The following is a 16,670-nucleotide window of genomic DNA, read 5'->3' on the forward strand; positions in this document are numbered from 1 at the left end:
GGATGGAGTGTTACGGGCACGATGATTAGTTCTTCATGTGGCATAGAAAAGCACCTCCTTCAATTGATATTTCTATCTTAGCAAGAGGTGCTTCATTTTTGTATGCGTTGTTTGATTACGGGTTTACGTTAGACCCGAAATTTTAACTGAAATGGTAGTAAATACTCTGATTGCTGAAGTATTTTAAAGCTGAAAAAGAATAAGTTAGTCAGAGGAGTAAAAGTTGAACTTACTTGACGAGGAAAAAGCAAATAGAGTGTTTAAATCATTAAAAGAGTAGGAATCCTTCAAGAAGGAATAGCATCTTTTTTGTGGAATATATAGTATAAGGGGAAATTTTCCATATTGGGAATTTATAAAAAGAAAGGAAATAGGTATGAGCAAATATAAACGAATTATTTTAATCATCCTTTTTATTCCATTGGTTATTCTCGTCATCGCTTGGATTATGAATCTTTTTTATCCAAGTAGCTTTACGATCGCGGCTAAAATTTATTTAGGTTATTTGATCACGCTGCTTAGTGTATCCATAGCCTGCTTGTTGAGTGTAGGAAAGGTCGAAAAAAGAAAGTATCAGTTATGGGGAATAACTATTATGCTGTTAATTTCAGCACCCTTGGCTTTTTCCATCGGATTTACTGTTGCAATTATTGAAAGAGATGGTTTTGCAGCACTGATAATGTTATTTATATTTCCGATTTTATTCATTATTGGACTTATCCTTTTGTTAGTCGGTGTATTTAAAAAGGGTATCAGTCGGGGACACTCAGATTTGAAAGGTGTGTAAACGTGGAGAATGATAAACAATTAACGTTTGATGAGTTACAACGTTACCTTGCATTGAAATACAGTGGGGGACATACTTCATCTGCTCTATTTATGAAACTGGTAGAAGAAATTGGTGAAGTCGCTGAGGTGCTTAACCAATTAGAAGGAAGAAAAGAAAATACGGAGAAAACATCTCTAGAAAAAGAGTTAGTCGATGTTATCCACTATGTGGTAGCAATCGCAAGCATCAATCATATCGATTTAACAAATGCAATTATTGAAAAAGATAGAGAAGCAGCAATTAAATATAATCACTCACCCAATTTAGAGGAATTTTTAGAAGTTAAACATAAGGAGTATGAATCTCCAGTTGAATCGCACTTTTAAGATGGAGGGATACTTTTGTCGTTTGATTTTCGTATATTTAACTCAATGCCCACCAATGATGTTTTAAAAGGAATGGAGGAGTTGCATAAAGAAATTTTTGGTACTCCGAATGATTTGATTAATAAAATGAGAAGTAAAACTAAATTGTTGGTCATTGTAGCAATGGACGGTAAGAGAGTTATTGGATATAAAATTGGATATGAACTGGATAATCGTACGTTTTATAGTTGGCTGGGCGGAGTGGATCCGAATTACAGAGGGCAAGGTATTGCTTCTATGTTGATGGAAAAACAACATCAGTATTTAAAAGATGAAGGTTATCATGTTGTTCAAACAAAAACAATGAATAGATGGCGTCATATGTTAGTTTTGAATATAAAAAATGGTTTTGATGTTATGGATACTTATACAGATAAAAATGGATTACATAAAATAATACTTGAGAAGAGGTTATTAGATGAATGAGTGTTGTCCTTTTCATATGAGTCCTAATTAAAACGGGAACATATGAAGCAGGATTAGCATCTTTTTTGTTGAATAAATATAGGAGCAGTAAGAGAATGCAAAATGGAGGAGATTTTATGGAAAACAATTCATTCCGCAAGTTTCTTGATTCGTATTTAGAGATTTGGAGAAATTCATCATTGACCGACATGAAAAATATTATTTCCGAGGAATATAGTGCTAGAGAAATTTCAGACGGTGAAATCGTGGACTTTGGTTATGATGAATCAGTATCTGGTTGAGAACAAGGCTTTGCATTTGCAAAGAAAGCAGAGAACGAATGGGATCTAAATGAAATATCTGTAATACCTCTAGGGCAGGATGAAATGATGGCTATCTTAGCTGCTACATTAGTTATTGATGGAAAAAAGTTAGATAATGTGAGTTTGTTTTTTAAAACGTTCAGAAAGCAAGAAAACGATGATTGGAAATTAATCAGAAGTTACATAGAAACAGGAGTACCTTATGAAAATATTAAAAAAATCCAATTCAACTAACATAATATTAGGAGTATGAATATGGAATATACAAGCTACAGGTTGAATGGATATGAAATCTCTTTAGCAACTAGTAAGGAATCAGACCAGATTATCTCCTTATTGAAAGATGCTGCAAAGTGGCTAAAGGAAAGGCAAATTGACCAATGGGGATTCCTGGCTAGCGGAGGGGAAGACGAAGGAATAAGACAGGCAATCCATAATAAAGAGACCTTTATCGTCAAAAGGGATGGGGAAATCGTGGCCACGTTCACACTCTATCATGAACAAACTGAATGGGACCAGCATGTTTGGGGGAGATTGAATGATGATGCAGTATACCTCCATCGCTTAGCATTAAGTCGTTCCGAAATCGGCTCCGGCTTGGGAAAAGTAGTTTTACAGTGGATGGTTAATCATCTTAGAAAGGAAGGAAAAAGTGCGCTCAGGTTAGACTGTGTAGGGGATAACGTGAAACTGAATGAATTTTATCTAAACAATGGTTTTGAGATGGTAGGTACAAGTGATGGACATTCGTTATATCAAAAGAATTAATAATCATAATTTCATGTAATTGAAGGAGTCCTACGAGTGGTGGTCCGAAAAAGCACAACCACAACTCATAGGACTCAAACATTTAATCTTCCATGACTGCTTTTCCTTGTTCACTCAGTTTCTTCAATGAGGTGACCATATGATCTATTTCTTCATCGGTATGTCTTTCCCAAGCCCGCAGTTCAGCTATAATTTTCAAGGGAGATTTGGACCGATAAGAACGGGTTGGGTTTCCTGGAAATCTTTTGTCGGTCAAATTTGGATCATTTTCAAACTCACCTAATGGTTCCACAATATAAATTCTTTCTTTAGAGGAGGAGCTTGCTAATTCAGCGCCCCATTTAGCAGCGTCTAAAGTTGCAGTAAAGTAGATATGATTGGATTTCTTATCTTGATAATTTGATAAATGTTGGGGCTCCAACAAATCTCCAATCTTTAGTTCAGCTTTCGTACCGTGGAAAAAAGGTCCTTGATCCAAGACAACTTTATTGTTATTCATATGGACACACCTCTCTATGATTAAATTTGTATAACTACTATAGTACAGGGACGGCCAAAAGAATAGTCTATAAATAATCGTGGATCCGTAGTATAATATAGTTAGACAGAATGATGGCAGGCAACATCTGCTGTTGTTTTAATATGTGATCAACGAGAGCATTAATCTGAGTGGGATTAATGCTCTTTTTTATTAAATTTATGTATGGAGAAAAAAGTCATGAATTAAATAAACATAATTATTCTCGATGCCACACTCGAGTCTTCTTGTTTATAAAATCTTTCCCTAGCAAATACTATCCAAATAACCCTACCTAGGAGGTGCGAACGTTGAGAATCAAAAGAGTCGACCATGTAGGTATAGTCGTGAATGATCTTACTGCTGTGAAAGATTTTTTTCTTGAACTTGGTCTTGAGTTGAAAGGTGAATGGGAAATGGAAGGAGATTTGATGGGATATGCCATTGGGCTCCATGACGTAAAAGTAAGATGTGTAGGGTTGGGAACGTCCGATAGTCAAACGTGGATAGAACTAATCCAATTCCTTTCGCCATCTAATGAACAAGAAGTCCAGAAACACGCCGCAAATACATTAGGCATTCGACATATTGCTATTACTGTAGAAGATATTGAAACTGTTGTTGCCAAATTAAAAAGTAGAGGGACTGAACTTTTTAGTGAGATCAGACAATATAAAGATGTCTATAAATTATGCTACGTGCGTGGTCCAGAGGGTATCATTTTAGAATTGGCGGAGGAAATGAAATAAGCAGATTTTATTTTATTGTACTAAACGAATTCGTCAAAAAGGAAAACGTTATCAATTATTATAGTAGTGGGTATTTTGTAAAAGAAGACAGTGTGTTAGAATTAGGAAAATGTTGGTAAACTTAGGGGGGGAGCAGAGATGGATAAAACAACAACAATAGCGGTATTGCAATCTGAAAGTGAAATTATGCGGGCGTTTCCAGTAATGAAGCAATTACGGACCCATCTTGACGAAAAAACATTTCTGGGACTAGTTTTAGAGGCGAAAGCGAAAGATAGATATAATCTTGTGGCGTTAATGGATGATGGGGAAATCGTTGCAGTAATTGGTTTTAAACCGATGATCACTCTATATTATGGTAGATTTGTTTGGGTCTGTGATTTAGTGACGGACGCTAAAAGACGTTCAAAAGGCTATGGAGAAAAATTACTTCAATACGTTCACGGATGGGCAAAAGAATATAACTATGAAAGTATTGCTTTATCGTCGGGTTTACAAAAAACGGATGCGCATCGTTTTTATGAAGAGAAAATGAATTATGACAAAGTAAGCTATGTGTTTAAAACGTCCTTAAAATAGCTAAGTCGAATAATGATTATCTTACAGGAGTTCGGTCCTTTAATTCTGTCTAAATTTAAACTTTTGTATACATATTTTCTTGCGAAGGCATCGAACTTTTTATTGAGTTCATCCTTCAGGGGCAGTTTTTTAACAACAAAAATGGAGAGATGAACTTTGAAAGAAAATAAACAAACACTGTATTTCAATATGATTTTGGGTACGATTGGAAGCATACTCATTGCATTAGCTGCAGTTTGGTATTCAAGGAAAGTGAATGATCCCGTAGGAAATGCGTTCATACTATTCGGTTTTATTTTAGTGATGGGTTATATCAGCTACCTAGAGAATAAAGCAGGAATAAGTAAAAAAATGACTTGGTCTAGGATCACCCTATCTATTATTCTATTTATTTGTATTGCATTTATGTAGAAAATGTTTGGCCAGAATGGGGGATAAGCATTGAAAGAATTCGAGTTAAGTTTTAAAAATAAGTATGTAAAAATGTGGTTTGTTTGGATGATTCCTTTAATCATACTTACGTTGTTATTATTTATATTTTTGCCATTACCATACCATTGGATACCAGCTCTTCTTTTAACCATCAGTGCAAATATCTTTTATGCTTGGGTGAAGTTGGATAAAAGGAAAAAGAGCGGAACAAAGATGGATAAATATAATAGAAATATTATGGTCATCGTCTTTATCGTAATCATGTTATTAGTGATTTTCACATATTGGCTTAAGTTAAATTTTGGTTATGGGCAATTATTTCTGATTATTGCTGGAGGGGTTGGTATTTTTCTAAACCTTAAAGCGAAATTTAATGAGAAAAACTACCAAACTTAATTATTGTAAGAGATTGGGCCGAGATAATGGGGGATGAAATGAATAGATTATGTTCGAAATTACTAATGGCTTTATTTTTATTATTTTTATGTGCCTGTAATAACGGTAATTCCACTGAAAACAAAATTTCAGTTGCGGAATTAACAGACCGGGAGAATGCAATCCTTTCGACAACTTCAGATAAATCATTTGTATTCGATTTTGAGTTGGATGATGAGTACACAAAAGTATCGGTCTGGATTGAAAAATATGAAGCCGGTGAATTGGTCGATGATCAATTAATGGAATTAACTTCACAGGTAAACAAAGATGGTTCCATTATTTTTTCAAATCCTAAGGACAGTACTAGAGAAGAGTACCTTCCATTCTATATTGGAATAGGCAACGATGGGAGCGTTGCTTCTATAAGTAGTTATGATAATCATGTACAAGATTTGGAAGAGATGGCGAGTGTATGGGGGAGTTTTCCTGAAGAAATCACATTCGAACAAGAGGAATTGTTGCTGGCAGGTATTTGCTATTCTGACAATGAAAATGGAATAAGCTCACTTACTACAGATTTCTATCAAAATCCTGAAGGCCATATAAGTGATTTGAAAGATTATAATGTCGTATATCTCCTTAAAGCGAAGATTAATAAATAAGGCTGATGAGTGATTTCTTCTTTCGGGCATTGAAAGATTTTTAGCATGGGAATGATTAAGTGTAAGGATGGGGTGTGGGATATGAGACCCAATCTAACAAAAGACATTAGCATGAAAGACTTCGATGAGTATTATTGGCTAAAGAAAGAATTACAAACATTTTGTAGGAATAATGGGTTGAGTACTACTGGTTCAAAGACGGAACTCTTTGATCGGATTAAAACCTATCTTCTGACAGGTGAGATAGTAAAGCCAAATAGAAACCGAAAAGTAAATAAAAAGATAGATACCGATTCAGAATTAAGTCTCGATACGGTTATTACAGAAAATCATCGTTGTAGTCAAGATGTAAGAGCATTCTTCAAAACAGTTATCCCGAAATTTCACTTTTCTACTTATATCCAAAACTACTTTAAAAATAATATCGGAAAAACATATCGTGATGCTCTAAATGCTTGGTATGAGGAAGAAGAACGAAAAAAAGACCCGAAATATGAAAAAGTCATTGCACCTCAGTTTGAATATAATCAATTTATTCGTGATTTTTTCGCTGACCCAAAGAATCAAGGGAAAAAACGTGATGAAGCAATTAAAGCCTGGAATAAAATAAAAAAGCTTCCAGGAAGTAATCAATACGTCTCCGAATAAAAATGCGAATTCTCCTAGATTAAACTTCTAGGTTGAATAGATAATTAACCGATTTGATTTAATATGGAATAAATGACATTAGCGTGTTTTGATTACGATCATAACATGCTATTTTTATGGAATTGAAAATAATTTTATGGAATTGAAACTTTTCGTATGCCCAGTTTACTCTAATTAGTGAGGGGAGGGGAAACTAAGGTGAAACATAATATACATACAGTGAAGAGGGCCATAAATGGAGATGTTGCATCCTTCGAGGAATTGCTTTTTAAAGAAGAAAAAATGTTGTACTTTAAAGCTCTTTCGTATGTCGGGAAGAAGGAAGATGCTTTAGATGTGATTCAAGAAACAGCATGCAATGCATTTCTTTCGATTGGTCAGTTACGAAACCCAGAATACTTTTCAACTTGGTTATTTCGCATTCTTATTCGGGAGTGCTATAGGTTACTGAAAAAGCGGGAACAAATCATTCCTTATGAAGAAAACGAATTATTAAGAAGATTAGAAAGTAAGCAGGACAAAGAAATTGAATCATTTCATTTGAGTGAGGCATTATCCAAACTTAATTCATCCTATCAAACATCCATCATTCTATTTTACTATCACGATTTGTCGATTCAGGATATTTCCGAGGTGATGGAAAAGCTTATCGGTACGATTAAAACATACCTGCACAGAGCCAAGAAAAAGTTGAAAAGGGAGTTAGAAAGGAGTTATCAATTAAATGAGAAAATCACATGACCCGTCAGATTTTCCAAAAGATGATGTTCGTTCAGCGATTCAAACAGGTATTGCTCAAGCCGAGGCACAAGTGGTGAAAAAGAAAGATGTTTCACATAAAGGGAAAAGTAAGAGTAGAAAACGAAGAGTATTATATGGATTAGGTAGCGTAGCAGCTATATTTGTTATATTGCTAGTTTCTTCTTCCTATTCTCCTGCCTTGGCAAACAGCTTATCGAGGATTCCATTCATTGGCTCTGTTTTCGGAGACTCCGACTTAATTGGTTTACGTCAAGCTCATGAAAAAGGATTAACAAGTGAAGTGGGGGAGACACAGACAATCAATGGAATTTCTGTGACCGTGGATGAAATTTTGTATGACAATAATAATATTACGATAAGTTATATCATCGAATCAGAAAAAGACTTGGGAGAATTCTATTTTGGTGCTGGTGCAGATATTACGATTAATGGTGAATTACCTATGGGAGGATCTTCAGGTTACTATGGGGAAGATATACAATCATCTACAACTCGGACTGCCATTCAAGGGATGGACGTAAGCGAGGAAATGCCGGATGAGTTTGAACTCGGATTAATTCTGCATGGAGAGAAGGGAGAAACATGGTATTTCTCTACTCCAATAAAACAAATTACAGACATCAAAAAAATTCCTGTACAGCATACACAACATGTTGACGGTATTGACCTCACTGTAACAGAACTATCATTAAGTGAAACGGGGATCGGCATCTCTTTTGAGAGTTCTGAAACAGCTAAGGACTTTGAGTTAAGTCGGGCAGGTGATATAGAATTTGTTGTAGTTGACCAAAATGGAAATGAAATTACGAATCATTCTGGTGGGGTATCTGGTGAAAGAATGAAAGATAGATTAGTGTTTACGAGTAGAAAGCGGCACGATCCCGTCGATTCATCTGTGACCGAACTAACCATCACCCCTTATCTAGCGCTTCCGACGGATGGAGGCGGAGTGGAATTGGGTGAAGACGGTAAAGTCAGAGAGTTGGAGTTTAAAGGGGATTTGTTAAAGCCAGTGGAATTTGAATCATTTAAAGTGGAAATACCTCAATGAATTCATAGAAATTAAGAAAACCAGCTCAGGAATTACCTAAGCTGGTTTTTACATTAGGAGACAACAGTTTTTTTAATATTTTGTGCAAGAACAATCCGATTAACACACCAAGTAGTGCGGGTGCAATCCAGCCAAGTCCAATATCATAAAGTGGTAAATAGTCCATATAGAATAATTTAACCGATTCAAACATAGCGAAAGATGCGCCTGGCAAGCTATCCACTAACGCGCTATAGCCATCAAAGAAGCTGACACAGAAAGTCAAGAAGATGGCCGCTGCGTAAACACTTTGCTTATGGCTAAAGAATGATGAACAAAGCGTTAGTAAAATCAGTATAATTGCTATCGGATATAATAACATCAAAACAGGAATCGCAAATTGAATAATGTTGGTCAGACCGAAGTTTGCAATGATAAATGACATCAGACAAAGAATGAATACAAACCATTTATAGCTGACTCTAGGGAAGACCCGATTGAAGAATTCACTACAAGCCGTAATCAGTCCGATACTCGTTTTTAAACAAGCTAATACAATAATGATTGCCAGTAAAATATTTCCATAGGAACCGAAATAATGCTGAGCCACTGCGGCAAAGATCAACCCGCCATTTTCATAAGTTCCGATGGCAGATACGCTTGATGCCCCCATATAAGTGATGAGACCGTATATCAGCATCATAAGAATCATGGCAAAGATTCCTGATTTTAACGTCGCTTTCGCAATGTCCTTGGAATCCGTGATGCCTTGTCTCTTAATTGCGTGGATGACAACGATACCGAATGCGAGTGATGCCAGGGCATCCATCGTGTTATAACCCTCTTTAAATCCAGTGATAAACGCTAGATTACTATAATCACCAGTTGGCTGACCGAATGCACCCATTGGTTTGATGATGGCAATAAGAATGATGACCGATAAAAACAGTAAGAATGCCGGAGTTAAATATTTGCCGATATAGTCCATAATCTTTGCTGGATTTAAAGAAAAGTAGTAGACGATTGCAAAAAATATAAAGCTGAAAAGCCCCAGATATAAACCTGTATGTGCTGGATTGATATATGGTTCAAACCCAACGACGAAAGGGACTGTTGCTGTTCTTGGGATGGCAAAGAATGGCCCAATCGTCAAGTAAAGAGCTATGGAGAACACAATTCCAAATAGTGGATGGACTCTACTTGCCAAATCGCGTAATCCACTACTTCCAGATAAACCAAATGCTAAAATGCCGATGATTGGCAGCCCGATTGCGGTTATGAGGAATCCGATTAAAGCTGGCCAAAAATTGGTTCCAGCAAGTTGTCCCATTTGAATCGGAAAAATAAGATTTCCGGCACCAAAGAACATACCGAAAAGCATAGTGCCAATGATGGCATAAGTAGAGAATGATATTTTTTGCTGCATAATTATGTTCCCTTCTAGATGAATTTTATCTATTCTATCACCATCTTCGCGAGTTAGCTATAGCAAAAATCATTATAAAAATAGTAAAATCTTTCACTCTAGTGGAAGTTATCTATGAATAGTTTTGGCCTGTCTTTATTACTTCGATATTAATTCAAAGTAAGGAATATTATGGTAGAATATCATCTAAACAGGAGCAAAGAGAAGGTGGCATATGGAATTCATCACTGAAAAACTAATATTTATCGCTTTATTTATATTTATCATTCATTCGATTGAAACGCTCGCTTATGCTGTGAGACTGTCTGGTGCAAGGGTAAAGATGATTGCTTCTGCTTTATCATTGTTTAATGTTATGGTGATTGTTTCGCGATTGGCGAATATGATGCATCAACCGGTTACTGGTAATTTAGTTGATACCGCTCCCGAAAGTAATGCTTTAGAGTTTGTTGAAGCGCAATATCGTTTTCTGATAGGGGCTTCAACCGTAGGAACAATTTTTGGAATACTGCTTCTCCCAACTTTTGTCGCACTGTTTTCAAGGGCGATCATTCATTTGTCGGAAGAGAAGGGTTCCGTACCGTCTTTGTTCAAGAGAATTTTTTCATTACATTACATCAAGCGAGGGTTGACCCATTTTAGTCTCCCTAAATTCTCGTACTTAAGAAACACAAAAATAAAAGATATCCCCATAAGATTGTTTTTTGTGAATATGATTATTACTGCAATCTATACAATAGGTGTACTATCTGCATTATATGCAGCATTATTAGTGCCTGAAAGAGAATTGACGGCAACAATGGCATCGGGGCTGATAAATGGTCTTGCAACGATTTTGTTGGTTATCTTTGTTGATCCAAAGGTATCTGTAATCGCAGATGATGTTGTGAATGACAGAGGTAGTTATTTATCATTAAAAAGCATTTCCATTATGATGGTTTTATCAAGATTATGCGGAACGATTCTTGCACAATTATTGTTTATTCCAGGAGCTAAATATATTGCGTGGTTTACGACGTTTTTTTGATTTTATTAATTTATATGGCCAAAACCATCAATCTCACCAGTAAAAGTAATCCCTCATCATTTAGTCAGATGAGGGATTACTTTTATTTACTATTATCTAGTTATGCTTCAATCTCTTCATCATCAGCTTCCTTATACTCTAAAGCACGTTCCACCGGATCAATTTCCTTACCATATATTTCTTTCGCTTTGTACGTATGTATTTCCTCATAGATTGTTTTCATCTGTTCATAGATTAATGCTTCCGATTCATCATTCGGTGACCAGTATAGAATCTCTAATGGTGCATCCTCGTCGGTTTGAAAGGAACGATTGCGGTAGATGATCGAGTCGGCATGTTTGAAATTCTCCCTTGAGTAGAAACGCAATCTCTTTTCCGTATCTGTATCTTCATAATTGACCGGTTCAACTTCTAAGATAATCGGTTTGTTTTTCTTTTTCAGTTTTTCGATGAGTTGATGGCCAATTCCCTGACCTCTTGATTCACTGGATACCCACAAGTAATCAATAAAAATAAATGTATCAAATTCCGCATAAAGCATGACATGGTTCTTATTTTCATCCTTATGATATACTTCACCTTTGTCATCTAATAGGAGTTCCATATGCTCTCTGGACTTCATCTCTTCTACTGGAAAATATCTCTTCAACTTTTCATACCATTCCACGGCAAAACCTCCATAACTTATTTCAGGATTGCGTTTATTATAAATCAATAGCTTCGATTTATACAGTACTTATAAAAATCATTTTCTTAATCGGGGAAACTTGAGACTTCCGGGCAATCTTTTAACAAGCAGCATAGGAAAAAAGCTGGACCTAACCTCAGATCCAGCCTATCATTTATTTTAGGACGTCTTATCATACGAAACTTCAACATCAACCTCAATGTTTTCTCTGCGGTTTTTATTGCCTTTCCAGTAGAATAAGGCAGCAATTAAAACCGTTATGATAAGCCCGCCAGTTTGTGATGTGGCTCTGTACTAGGTTAACTTTTATATTTGTATTCTATTAATTTACTGGGTAATATTGTAAATAAGTTTAAAAGATGCTAATAATAAAAACAGATAAGGAACCAACAATGAAGGAGCAGGTAAGATGACAGATGAAAGCAAAGTATGGTATTTATTGATATCATCTTCCAGAAAGGCTGTCCGTTTAGGTATCATCATTCCGATCGTTTTTGCACTTACGGTTGTGATTACTGGTTTAACGGCAGTTCTTCTGCAAGATACATATGAAGGCTCCATCCGGGTATTGAAAATTGGAGCAAGTATCGGCTTTTCAATTATTCTCGTATTTTACCTGATTACCTGGTTTTCCTGTTTGGCTTTTTTAAAGGAAACGAAGCAAAAGGATATTACTGATGAAAAACTGCGGAGACTGGTAGTCATGAATCGTGTCAGTTGTATTCTGTTTATGATACCAATCATATATTTCGTCGGGCTGTTCGTATTCTTTAAAGTGAAAACCTTCGCGGAAGGAAAAGTGCAAAAAGGAACGCTAGATCAAATTTTATATCATTATTTCATAAATAAATAATGAAGCTTAGGAGAGAGAAGTATGAAGAACATAATTGGCATTCTAATGATGGGACTTTTATTCTTATCCGCATGCAGTGGTGGGAATACGGAGGTTGAATCCGACAGTAGACAGATAGAAGAGACCCCAACTCAAACAGAAAAAAGCAATGGGCAACCCGATGGGGCTCAGTCAGAAGTAGAAGATTTACAATTACAGGTGACAAAAGTGGATGCAGAGTCAGGTGTCACCATTGAAAATAATGAAACCTATCAGCAACTGAATGAATTCGTTAATGAAAATATCAAGTTCGGTGCACCGAATGACTTCTCCATGCTATCTGTTTCCATGATGGTGGATGATAATGGGAATCAGCAAATGCTGTTCTTAGGAGTGAATCGAATAGGGACTCCGGTGAAAAATATAACGTTCGACATCACTCTGGGTAGTACAGAAGGCGATATGGTCTGGGAGAACTTCCCGGTCACATTGGATGAGGAATCTGTAGGTGTGATGGAAAACAATACAGCATTACCTATCTTCCTTCCGGTCACTTCACAAGAACAAATTGATGTGATGAAAACAATAAGTCAGGAAAATCTTGTAATGGAGATTAACAATTTCAACTTTGAAACGGTAGAATAGTAGACAATGTAAATCCTTACAGAGCAAGTGGATTTTTTCTATGAATTGAAATGGAGGACCAGGATGAAAGCAAGATATGTATTACTTACTGCCTTTTTAAGTCTCATCATTAACGGAATCAGCCTCTATAACCTACCGATTGGATACATTTCCATCTTCGTTATGATGCTCATATTTATCCCCAATCTATTTCTGAGGATCATTGCAATCGGAAAGAAAAGAAAGGTGCAGGGGTCTAATAATATATTCGTGAAAGCCGCGATTGATTTTGAGAAAAATACCCATTCGAAAATCCCTTATATTTTGTTGATGATGGTGATGTATTTCGGAGGGACCGGGCTTATTTATTTCCAAATCTATCAATATGATTATATTGATAGACTCATCACAGATAATGTTCACCTTCCTATATTTTATACGGTTGCACCTTATTTAGTAGGAGTGGGGTACGTACTATTTGCTGCGAGCCTGGTGATGATGACGGTTCATTTCAGGAAAATTTTCCAAGAAGCAGGCATATTCCAGAAAAATGAGGAATCGAAGTATGTGGAGAGTGGTCGTAGGTCATCTGAAAGATGATGAGGGGCAGTAGAATATAGGAGTAAATTCGGAGTCAAAAAGGGGATCGTGAAGATGGATAAAAATATATGGATGGGAAGATTGTTATCAAAAATCGGCGGAATCATTTGTTTAAGTATCGCAGCCGTCTTGATTTTGATCAGTATAGTGACACCTGTAACGATCACTATCAATGGAGAACAAACTATCGGAAGGATATGGGAAATCGCCAGTCACCCTTCAGCTTTTCTATTCTGGTTGGGTATCTTATTTTATCTGATTGTTTTAGGTATAGCAGGCCTATTTATCAGTAAACGAGCTGTTGTCAAGCCGGCAAAGGGACTTGGTATTATATTGATTTTCTTAGGTTTCCCTGCGTTACCGGTATTAGGAGTTGGATTGTTATATATGATTGCTGGTGTACAAATTGTTTTCACATCTGGAATGAAGAATTTACACAATCTAATGTGAAAAGATATTGGAGGTGCGAACAGGGAATATAACACTGTAAGTGCTGATGGATTAGCATAAGTTGAATTGTTCCCATCTTGGCCATTCCATTGTATAAAAATTTTAAACAACAAACAATGTTTATAGTGTGAGGGGACTTTATATTGATACATGATAAAATAGAATTTTACCATTCGAAAGGCAAACTTTTTCTTGGAATTATTTTCTCATTATTATTTGTCGCTATGGGAACTTTCTTGATATATGTTGCTTATATAGAATCTATACTAATTTTCTTTTTGATATTGTTTACTATTGTTATGTTAAGTTTTTTTGCTGGTGCAAATATATTGAAGATGTTCCGAGGCTATCCATATATCATCATCACAGAGGAATATATTCAGTTAGATCCGTTTACGAAAAGTGAAGTAACAATTTATTTTAGTGATATAGAAAATATAAAGATATCTGAAGTTTCATTTCAAAAAATATTGGAGATTGTTTTATATGAAGAAGATGATTATTTTGCTCAATTGTCCTTACATAATAAAATTAGATTATTTATGAATCGAGTAACTGGATTTTCTTTATTTACTATTGGCTTAAATGCTATTCGGAAAAAAGAACGTTCTGCACTTTTAGGGGCGTTAGATTTTATTATTCAACAAAAAATAAGTATTGAATCTACTTTTATTGAAACTGCGCAAAAACATCATAAAGAAGTGGATTTATTGGAAAAATATAATCCAACTCCAGAGGTCGAGCGATCCATCAATCGTTCATATTTTTTAAAATCGTATAGTCATGGCTTCATGATATTTGCCCTTTCGTTTATATTTTTCTATTTACTGCTTGGTAGAAATAATAATTATTTATCTTATATTATATTTAACTTCATTATTTATCCTTTTGCCAAAGTGTTAATTGATTGGTTATTTGGGTTTAAGTTTAGACATAAAATAGAAAAGCAGAAAGGTGTTACTTATTATTTCAAACAATTATTATATATGTTTGATTTTATTCTATTCCATGTAAGTTTTTTAATTGCTCCCTTTGGAATATTGTTTTTGTTGATACGTATGATCGTAATTCGAATTAAGCGGTAGGAAACACTAGGGTTGAAAACTAACTATCTATTGAAGGAATATAGATGGTTATAATTAAGGGCCATTCAACCATTATCTATAACCCTAAAAAAGAAGCATGAATTAGTGCTTCTTTTCATTTCAATCAGTATGATAAAGTTTAGAACGGTTTTTCTGTACAAAAGAATGGAGGTAAAGAAAAATGAAGTTGATCCCCATCTATACGCAGAATTTTAAAGAACGCCAAAATTTCACGATTTTTATCGATAAGCAAACTAATCGCCCATACAAGGCGTATCAAAAAGAACTCAGTCAGAAATACTTTTGGATTGCTTTTTTTCCTATTTTAGCCCTATTAAGAGGCATAAAAGATATATCGCCCTCTATCTCCAATCTAATGGTTATCCTATTTATTCTATGTCTTGTGGGTATTGGGATAGTCTCTGGAATGCTATTCTATAAAAAATTCGTTTATGAAGAATTAAGGGAAATTTATTTTACAGAAGCAGAGGTAAAGGATTATATAGAACGAGGAGAGAAAGTATTCAAATTAGAAGTATCTATTGCATTAATCAGTTTTTGCATTGTACTTCTTTTAGTATATTTATTTTTTGTATTTAAGAATATTGTTTTTTTAATATTTATGTTTTTTTCAATGATATTTTTTATAGTATATTTATGCCGCTTACCATTAGAGAGGATTAAGTTATACATATAAACTTTGTTGTATTCAATGAATGAGGGGTGAAAAAGTGCAAAAGAATTTAATCCCAATTTATAAAGAGAAAGAAATTTATACAATTTTTTATGATACAGAGCAAAATAAGCTATACAGATTTTCGCACCGAAAGTTAGGTTCATCGTTAACCTATATGGGGCTATTCTTTTTATTTCTCTATGGTTCCAAAATGCTGAACGGAATCTATCAGCACTATAGGAATCCTTTATTAGATTTATTTCTATTTGTAGTATTATTGATAAGTTGCTTCGTTATTTCAAAAGTACTAATGAATCAATTTTATTTTCAACGGATGGAGCATCATGAATTTTATAATAAAGATAATATGAAACACATTGCAGACATGGGAAGAAAACAACTTCGTAGAGAATTAATTCTCGGATTAGGATTATGTTTGTTCTTGTCTCTTATTGGTTTAGTGCTTTTCGTAATGATTCGCCAAATTGAGCCTTTGATTGTTTTTGGTTTAGGGCTAGTACCAATTTATATTATTTTATTAACTAGACCTTTTACACGTAATGTGATACTTAAAAAATTTCAACGGAAGGAGATTGATTTATGATTTTATAAAGTTATTCCCACTGGAAAGATAGCATTCCTAAGTCTGCCTTTCAAAGCAATCTTATGTTCCAATACTATTACATATTCGTAAGCGTCAAACAATGAACACCTTCTATTAAATATCCGTTCTTGAGATAATCTCTTTAGAAAAAAATCTGGAGGTTATGCCAATGAACGATGCTAACAAAAGAATAGAATGGAAAGCTAGGTAT

Annotated in this window: 25 protein-coding genes; 22 read left to right on the forward strand and 3 right to left on the reverse strand. The window is 35.0% G+C overall.

Annotated features, from left to right (window positions below):
- The first annotated feature begins 376 nt into the window (after positions 1 to 376).
- From M3210_RS18050 to M3210_RS18075, 6 genes are all read left to right on the forward strand, one after another.
- Positions 377 to 787, forward strand: coding sequence for a hypothetical protein (locus M3210_RS18050; protein WP_251517306.1), 411 nt, complete (start codon positions 377 to 379; stop codon positions 785 to 787).
- 2 nt (positions 788 to 789) lie between these two features.
- On the forward strand, positions 790 to 1,155 hold the full coding sequence (locus M3210_RS18055) for a MazG nucleotide pyrophosphohydrolase domain-containing protein (protein WP_251517307.1): 366 nt from the start codon (positions 790 to 792) through the stop codon (positions 1,153 to 1,155).
- Between the two features lie 15 nt (positions 1,156 to 1,170).
- Positions 1,171 to 1,620: a GNAT family N-acetyltransferase gene (locus M3210_RS18060; RefSeq protein ID WP_251517308.1), complete on the forward strand. Its 450-nt coding sequence runs from the start codon at positions 1,171 to 1,173 to the stop codon at positions 1,618 to 1,620.
- A gap of 116 nt (positions 1,621 to 1,736) precedes the next feature.
- Complete coding sequence (locus M3210_RS18065; protein ID WP_251517309.1) at positions 1,737 to 1,901, forward strand: hypothetical protein; 165 nt, start codon at positions 1,737 to 1,739, stop codon at positions 1,899 to 1,901.
- Between the two features lie 87 nt (positions 1,902 to 1,988).
- Positions 1,989 to 2,156 carry a hypothetical protein gene (locus M3210_RS18070; protein WP_251517310.1) on the forward strand — a complete coding sequence of 56 codons (168 nt, stop codon included), beginning with the start codon at positions 1,989 to 1,991 and terminating at the stop codon, positions 2,154 to 2,156.
- 21 nt (positions 2,157 to 2,177) lie between these two features.
- Entirely contained in the window at positions 2,178 to 2,690 is a 513-nt protein-coding gene (locus tag M3210_RS18075; protein ID WP_251517311.1) for a GNAT family N-acetyltransferase, read from the forward strand.
- An 82-nt stretch (positions 2,691 to 2,772) separates the two neighbouring features.
- On the opposite strand, the gene arr is transcribed toward M3210_RS18075, so the two are convergent.
- A complete protein-coding gene (gene arr, locus M3210_RS18080; RefSeq protein WP_251517312.1) occupies positions 2,773 to 3,189 on the reverse strand; it encodes an NAD(+)--rifampin ADP-ribosyltransferase in 417 nt (138 codons plus the stop codon).
- Between the two features lie 329 nt (positions 3,190 to 3,518).
- On the opposite strand from arr, the gene M3210_RS18085 reads away from it, so the two are divergent.
- The 8 genes from M3210_RS18085 to M3210_RS18120 all read left to right on the forward strand — a co-directional run bounded on the left by M3210_RS18085 (position 3,519) and on the right by M3210_RS18120 (position 8,468).
- Entirely contained in the window at positions 3,519 to 3,956 is a 438-nt protein-coding gene (locus M3210_RS18085) for a VOC family protein (RefSeq protein WP_251517313.1), read from the forward strand.
- Between the two features lie 138 nt (positions 3,957 to 4,094).
- The gene (locus M3210_RS18090; protein ID WP_251517314.1) at positions 4,095 to 4,535 is read left to right on the forward strand and encodes a GNAT family N-acetyltransferase; all 441 of its coding nucleotides are present in this window, start codon (positions 4,095 to 4,097) and stop codon (positions 4,533 to 4,535) included.
- A gap of 156 nt (positions 4,536 to 4,691) precedes the next feature.
- Complete coding sequence (locus M3210_RS18095) at positions 4,692 to 4,946, forward strand: hypothetical protein (RefSeq protein ID WP_251517315.1); 255 nt, start codon at positions 4,692 to 4,694, stop codon at positions 4,944 to 4,946.
- Positions 4,947 to 4,976: 30 nt separating this feature from the next.
- Positions 4,977 to 5,363 carry a hypothetical protein gene (locus M3210_RS18100; protein ID WP_251517316.1) on the forward strand — a complete coding sequence of 129 codons (387 nt, stop codon included), beginning with the start codon at positions 4,977 to 4,979 and terminating at the stop codon, positions 5,361 to 5,363.
- Between the two features lie 38 nt (positions 5,364 to 5,401).
- On the forward strand, positions 5,402 to 6,007 hold the full coding sequence (locus M3210_RS18105; protein WP_251517317.1) for a YgaN family protein: 606 nt from the start codon (positions 5,402 to 5,404) through the stop codon (positions 6,005 to 6,007).
- Positions 6,008 to 6,088: 81 nt separating this feature from the next.
- The gene (locus M3210_RS18110; RefSeq protein ID WP_251517318.1) at positions 6,089 to 6,655 is read left to right on the forward strand and encodes a DUF6434 domain-containing protein; all 567 of its coding nucleotides are present in this window, start codon (positions 6,089 to 6,091) and stop codon (positions 6,653 to 6,655) included.
- Between the two features lie 198 nt (positions 6,656 to 6,853).
- Complete coding sequence (locus tag M3210_RS18115; RefSeq protein ID WP_251517319.1) at positions 6,854 to 7,396, forward strand: sigma-70 family RNA polymerase sigma factor; 543 nt, start codon at positions 6,854 to 6,856, stop codon at positions 7,394 to 7,396.
- Positions 7,380 to 8,468 (forward strand): DUF4179 domain-containing protein, encoded by a 1,089-nt coding sequence (locus M3210_RS18120; protein WP_251517320.1) that lies wholly within the window; start codon positions 7,380 to 7,382, stop codon positions 8,466 to 8,468. The genes M3210_RS18115 and M3210_RS18120 overlap by 17 nt, the downstream gene beginning before the upstream one ends.
- A 25-nt stretch (positions 8,469 to 8,493) precedes the next feature.
- Here M3210_RS18120 and brnQ read toward each other — a convergent pair whose 3' ends face one another.
- The gene (gene brnQ, locus M3210_RS18125; protein ID WP_251517321.1) at positions 8,494 to 9,873 is read right to left on the reverse strand and encodes a branched-chain amino acid transport system II carrier protein; all 1,380 of its coding nucleotides are present in this window, start codon (positions 9,871 to 9,873) and stop codon (positions 8,494 to 8,496) included.
- A gap of 214 nt (positions 9,874 to 10,087) precedes the next feature.
- On the opposite strand from brnQ, the gene M3210_RS18130 reads away from it, so the two are divergent.
- Positions 10,088 to 10,900 carry a lipid II flippase Amj family protein gene (locus M3210_RS18130; protein WP_251517323.1) on the forward strand — a complete coding sequence of 271 codons (813 nt, stop codon included), beginning with the start codon at positions 10,088 to 10,090 and terminating at the stop codon, positions 10,898 to 10,900.
- Positions 10,901 to 11,000: 100 nt separating this feature from the next.
- Here M3210_RS18130 and M3210_RS18135 read toward each other — a convergent pair whose 3' ends face one another.
- Entirely contained in the window at positions 11,001 to 11,567 is a 567-nt protein-coding gene (locus tag M3210_RS18135) for a GNAT family N-acetyltransferase (protein WP_251517324.1), read from the reverse strand.
- A gap of 430 nt (positions 11,568 to 11,997) precedes the next feature.
- Between M3210_RS18135 and M3210_RS18140 the strand changes: the two genes are divergently transcribed.
- From M3210_RS18140 to M3210_RS18170, 7 genes are all read left to right on the forward strand, one after another.
- The gene (locus tag M3210_RS18140) at positions 11,998 to 12,441 is read left to right on the forward strand and encodes a hypothetical protein (RefSeq protein ID WP_251517325.1); all 444 of its coding nucleotides are present in this window, start codon (positions 11,998 to 12,000) and stop codon (positions 12,439 to 12,441) included.
- 21 nt (positions 12,442 to 12,462) lie between these two features.
- On the forward strand, positions 12,463 to 13,065 hold the full coding sequence (locus M3210_RS18145; protein WP_251517326.1) for a hypothetical protein: 603 nt from the start codon (positions 12,463 to 12,465) through the stop codon (positions 13,063 to 13,065).
- Between the two features lie 63 nt (positions 13,066 to 13,128).
- The gene (locus M3210_RS18150) at positions 13,129 to 13,644 is read left to right on the forward strand and encodes a hypothetical protein (RefSeq protein WP_251517328.1); all 516 of its coding nucleotides are present in this window, start codon (positions 13,129 to 13,131) and stop codon (positions 13,642 to 13,644) included.
- Between the two features lie 54 nt (positions 13,645 to 13,698).
- Positions 13,699 to 14,094 carry a hypothetical protein gene (locus M3210_RS18155; RefSeq protein ID WP_251517330.1) on the forward strand — a complete coding sequence of 132 codons (396 nt, stop codon included), beginning with the start codon at positions 13,699 to 13,701 and terminating at the stop codon, positions 14,092 to 14,094.
- A 143-nt stretch (positions 14,095 to 14,237) separates the two neighbouring features.
- Positions 14,238 to 15,179 carry an STM3941 family protein gene (locus tag M3210_RS18160; protein ID WP_251517332.1) on the forward strand — a complete coding sequence of 314 codons (942 nt, stop codon included), beginning with the start codon at positions 14,238 to 14,240 and terminating at the stop codon, positions 15,177 to 15,179.
- A 181-nt stretch (positions 15,180 to 15,360) separates the two neighbouring features.
- Positions 15,361 to 15,876 carry a hypothetical protein gene (locus tag M3210_RS18165; protein ID WP_251517334.1) on the forward strand — a complete coding sequence of 172 codons (516 nt, stop codon included), beginning with the start codon at positions 15,361 to 15,363 and terminating at the stop codon, positions 15,874 to 15,876.
- Positions 15,877 to 15,910: 34 nt separating this feature from the next.
- Positions 15,911 to 16,459, forward strand: a complete 549-nt coding sequence (locus tag M3210_RS18170) for a hypothetical protein (RefSeq protein WP_251517336.1) — start codon at positions 15,911 to 15,913, stop codon at positions 16,457 to 16,459.
- Positions 16,460 to 16,670 lie beyond the last annotated feature (211 nt).

The sequence above is a fragment of the Oceanobacillus luteolus genome (assembly GCF_023715655.1).
Taxonomy (GTDB): Bacteria; Bacillota; Bacilli; order Bacillales; family Amphibacillaceae; genus Oceanobacillus; species Oceanobacillus luteolus.

What these genes read in the sequence shown, in the direction of transcription:
- M3210_RS18050 (WP_251517306.1), top strand. Translation starts at nt 377, where the DNA reads ATGAGCAAATATAAACGAATTATTTTAATCATCCTTTTTATTCCATTG.
- M3210_RS18065 (WP_251517309.1), top strand. Translation starts at nt 1,737, where the DNA reads ATGGAAAACAATTCATTCCGCAAGTTTCTTGATTCGTATTTAGAGATT.
- M3210_RS18070 (WP_251517310.1), top strand. Translation starts at nt 1,989, where the DNA reads ATGGCTATCTTAGCTGCTACATTAGTTATTGATGGAAAAAAGTTAGAT.
- M3210_RS18075 (WP_251517311.1), top strand. Translation starts at nt 2,178, where the DNA reads ATGGAATATACAAGCTACAGGTTGAATGGATATGAAATCTCTTTAGCA.
- arr (WP_251517312.1), bottom strand. Translation starts at nt 3,189, where the DNA reads ATGAATAACAATAAAGTTGTCTTGGATCAAGGACCTTTTTTCCACGGT.
- M3210_RS18090 (WP_251517314.1), top strand. Translation starts at nt 4,095, where the DNA reads ATGGATAAAACAACAACAATAGCGGTATTGCAATCTGAAAGTGAAATT.
- M3210_RS18105 (WP_251517317.1), top strand. Translation starts at nt 5,402, where the DNA reads ATGAATAGATTATGTTCGAAATTACTAATGGCTTTATTTTTATTATTT.
- M3210_RS18110 (WP_251517318.1), top strand. Translation starts at nt 6,089, where the DNA reads ATGAGACCCAATCTAACAAAAGACATTAGCATGAAAGACTTCGATGAG.
- M3210_RS18120 (WP_251517320.1), top strand. Translation starts at nt 7,380, where the DNA reads ATGAGAAAATCACATGACCCGTCAGATTTTCCAAAAGATGATGTTCGT.
- brnQ (WP_251517321.1), bottom strand. Translation starts at nt 9,873, where the DNA reads ATGCAGCAAAAAATATCATTCTCTACTTATGCCATCATTGGCACTATG.
- M3210_RS18130 (WP_251517323.1), top strand. Translation starts at nt 10,088, where the DNA reads ATGGAATTCATCACTGAAAAACTAATATTTATCGCTTTATTTATATTT.
- M3210_RS18140 (WP_251517325.1), top strand. Translation starts at nt 11,998, where the DNA reads ATGACAGATGAAAGCAAAGTATGGTATTTATTGATATCATCTTCCAGA.
- M3210_RS18145 (WP_251517326.1), top strand. Translation starts at nt 12,463, where the DNA reads ATGAAGAACATAATTGGCATTCTAATGATGGGACTTTTATTCTTATCC.
- M3210_RS18150 (WP_251517328.1), top strand. Translation starts at nt 13,129, where the DNA reads ATGAAAGCAAGATATGTATTACTTACTGCCTTTTTAAGTCTCATCATT.
- M3210_RS18155 (WP_251517330.1), top strand. Translation starts at nt 13,699, where the DNA reads ATGGATAAAAATATATGGATGGGAAGATTGTTATCAAAAATCGGCGGA.
- M3210_RS18165 (WP_251517334.1), top strand. Translation starts at nt 15,361, where the DNA reads ATGAAGTTGATCCCCATCTATACGCAGAATTTTAAAGAACGCCAAAAT.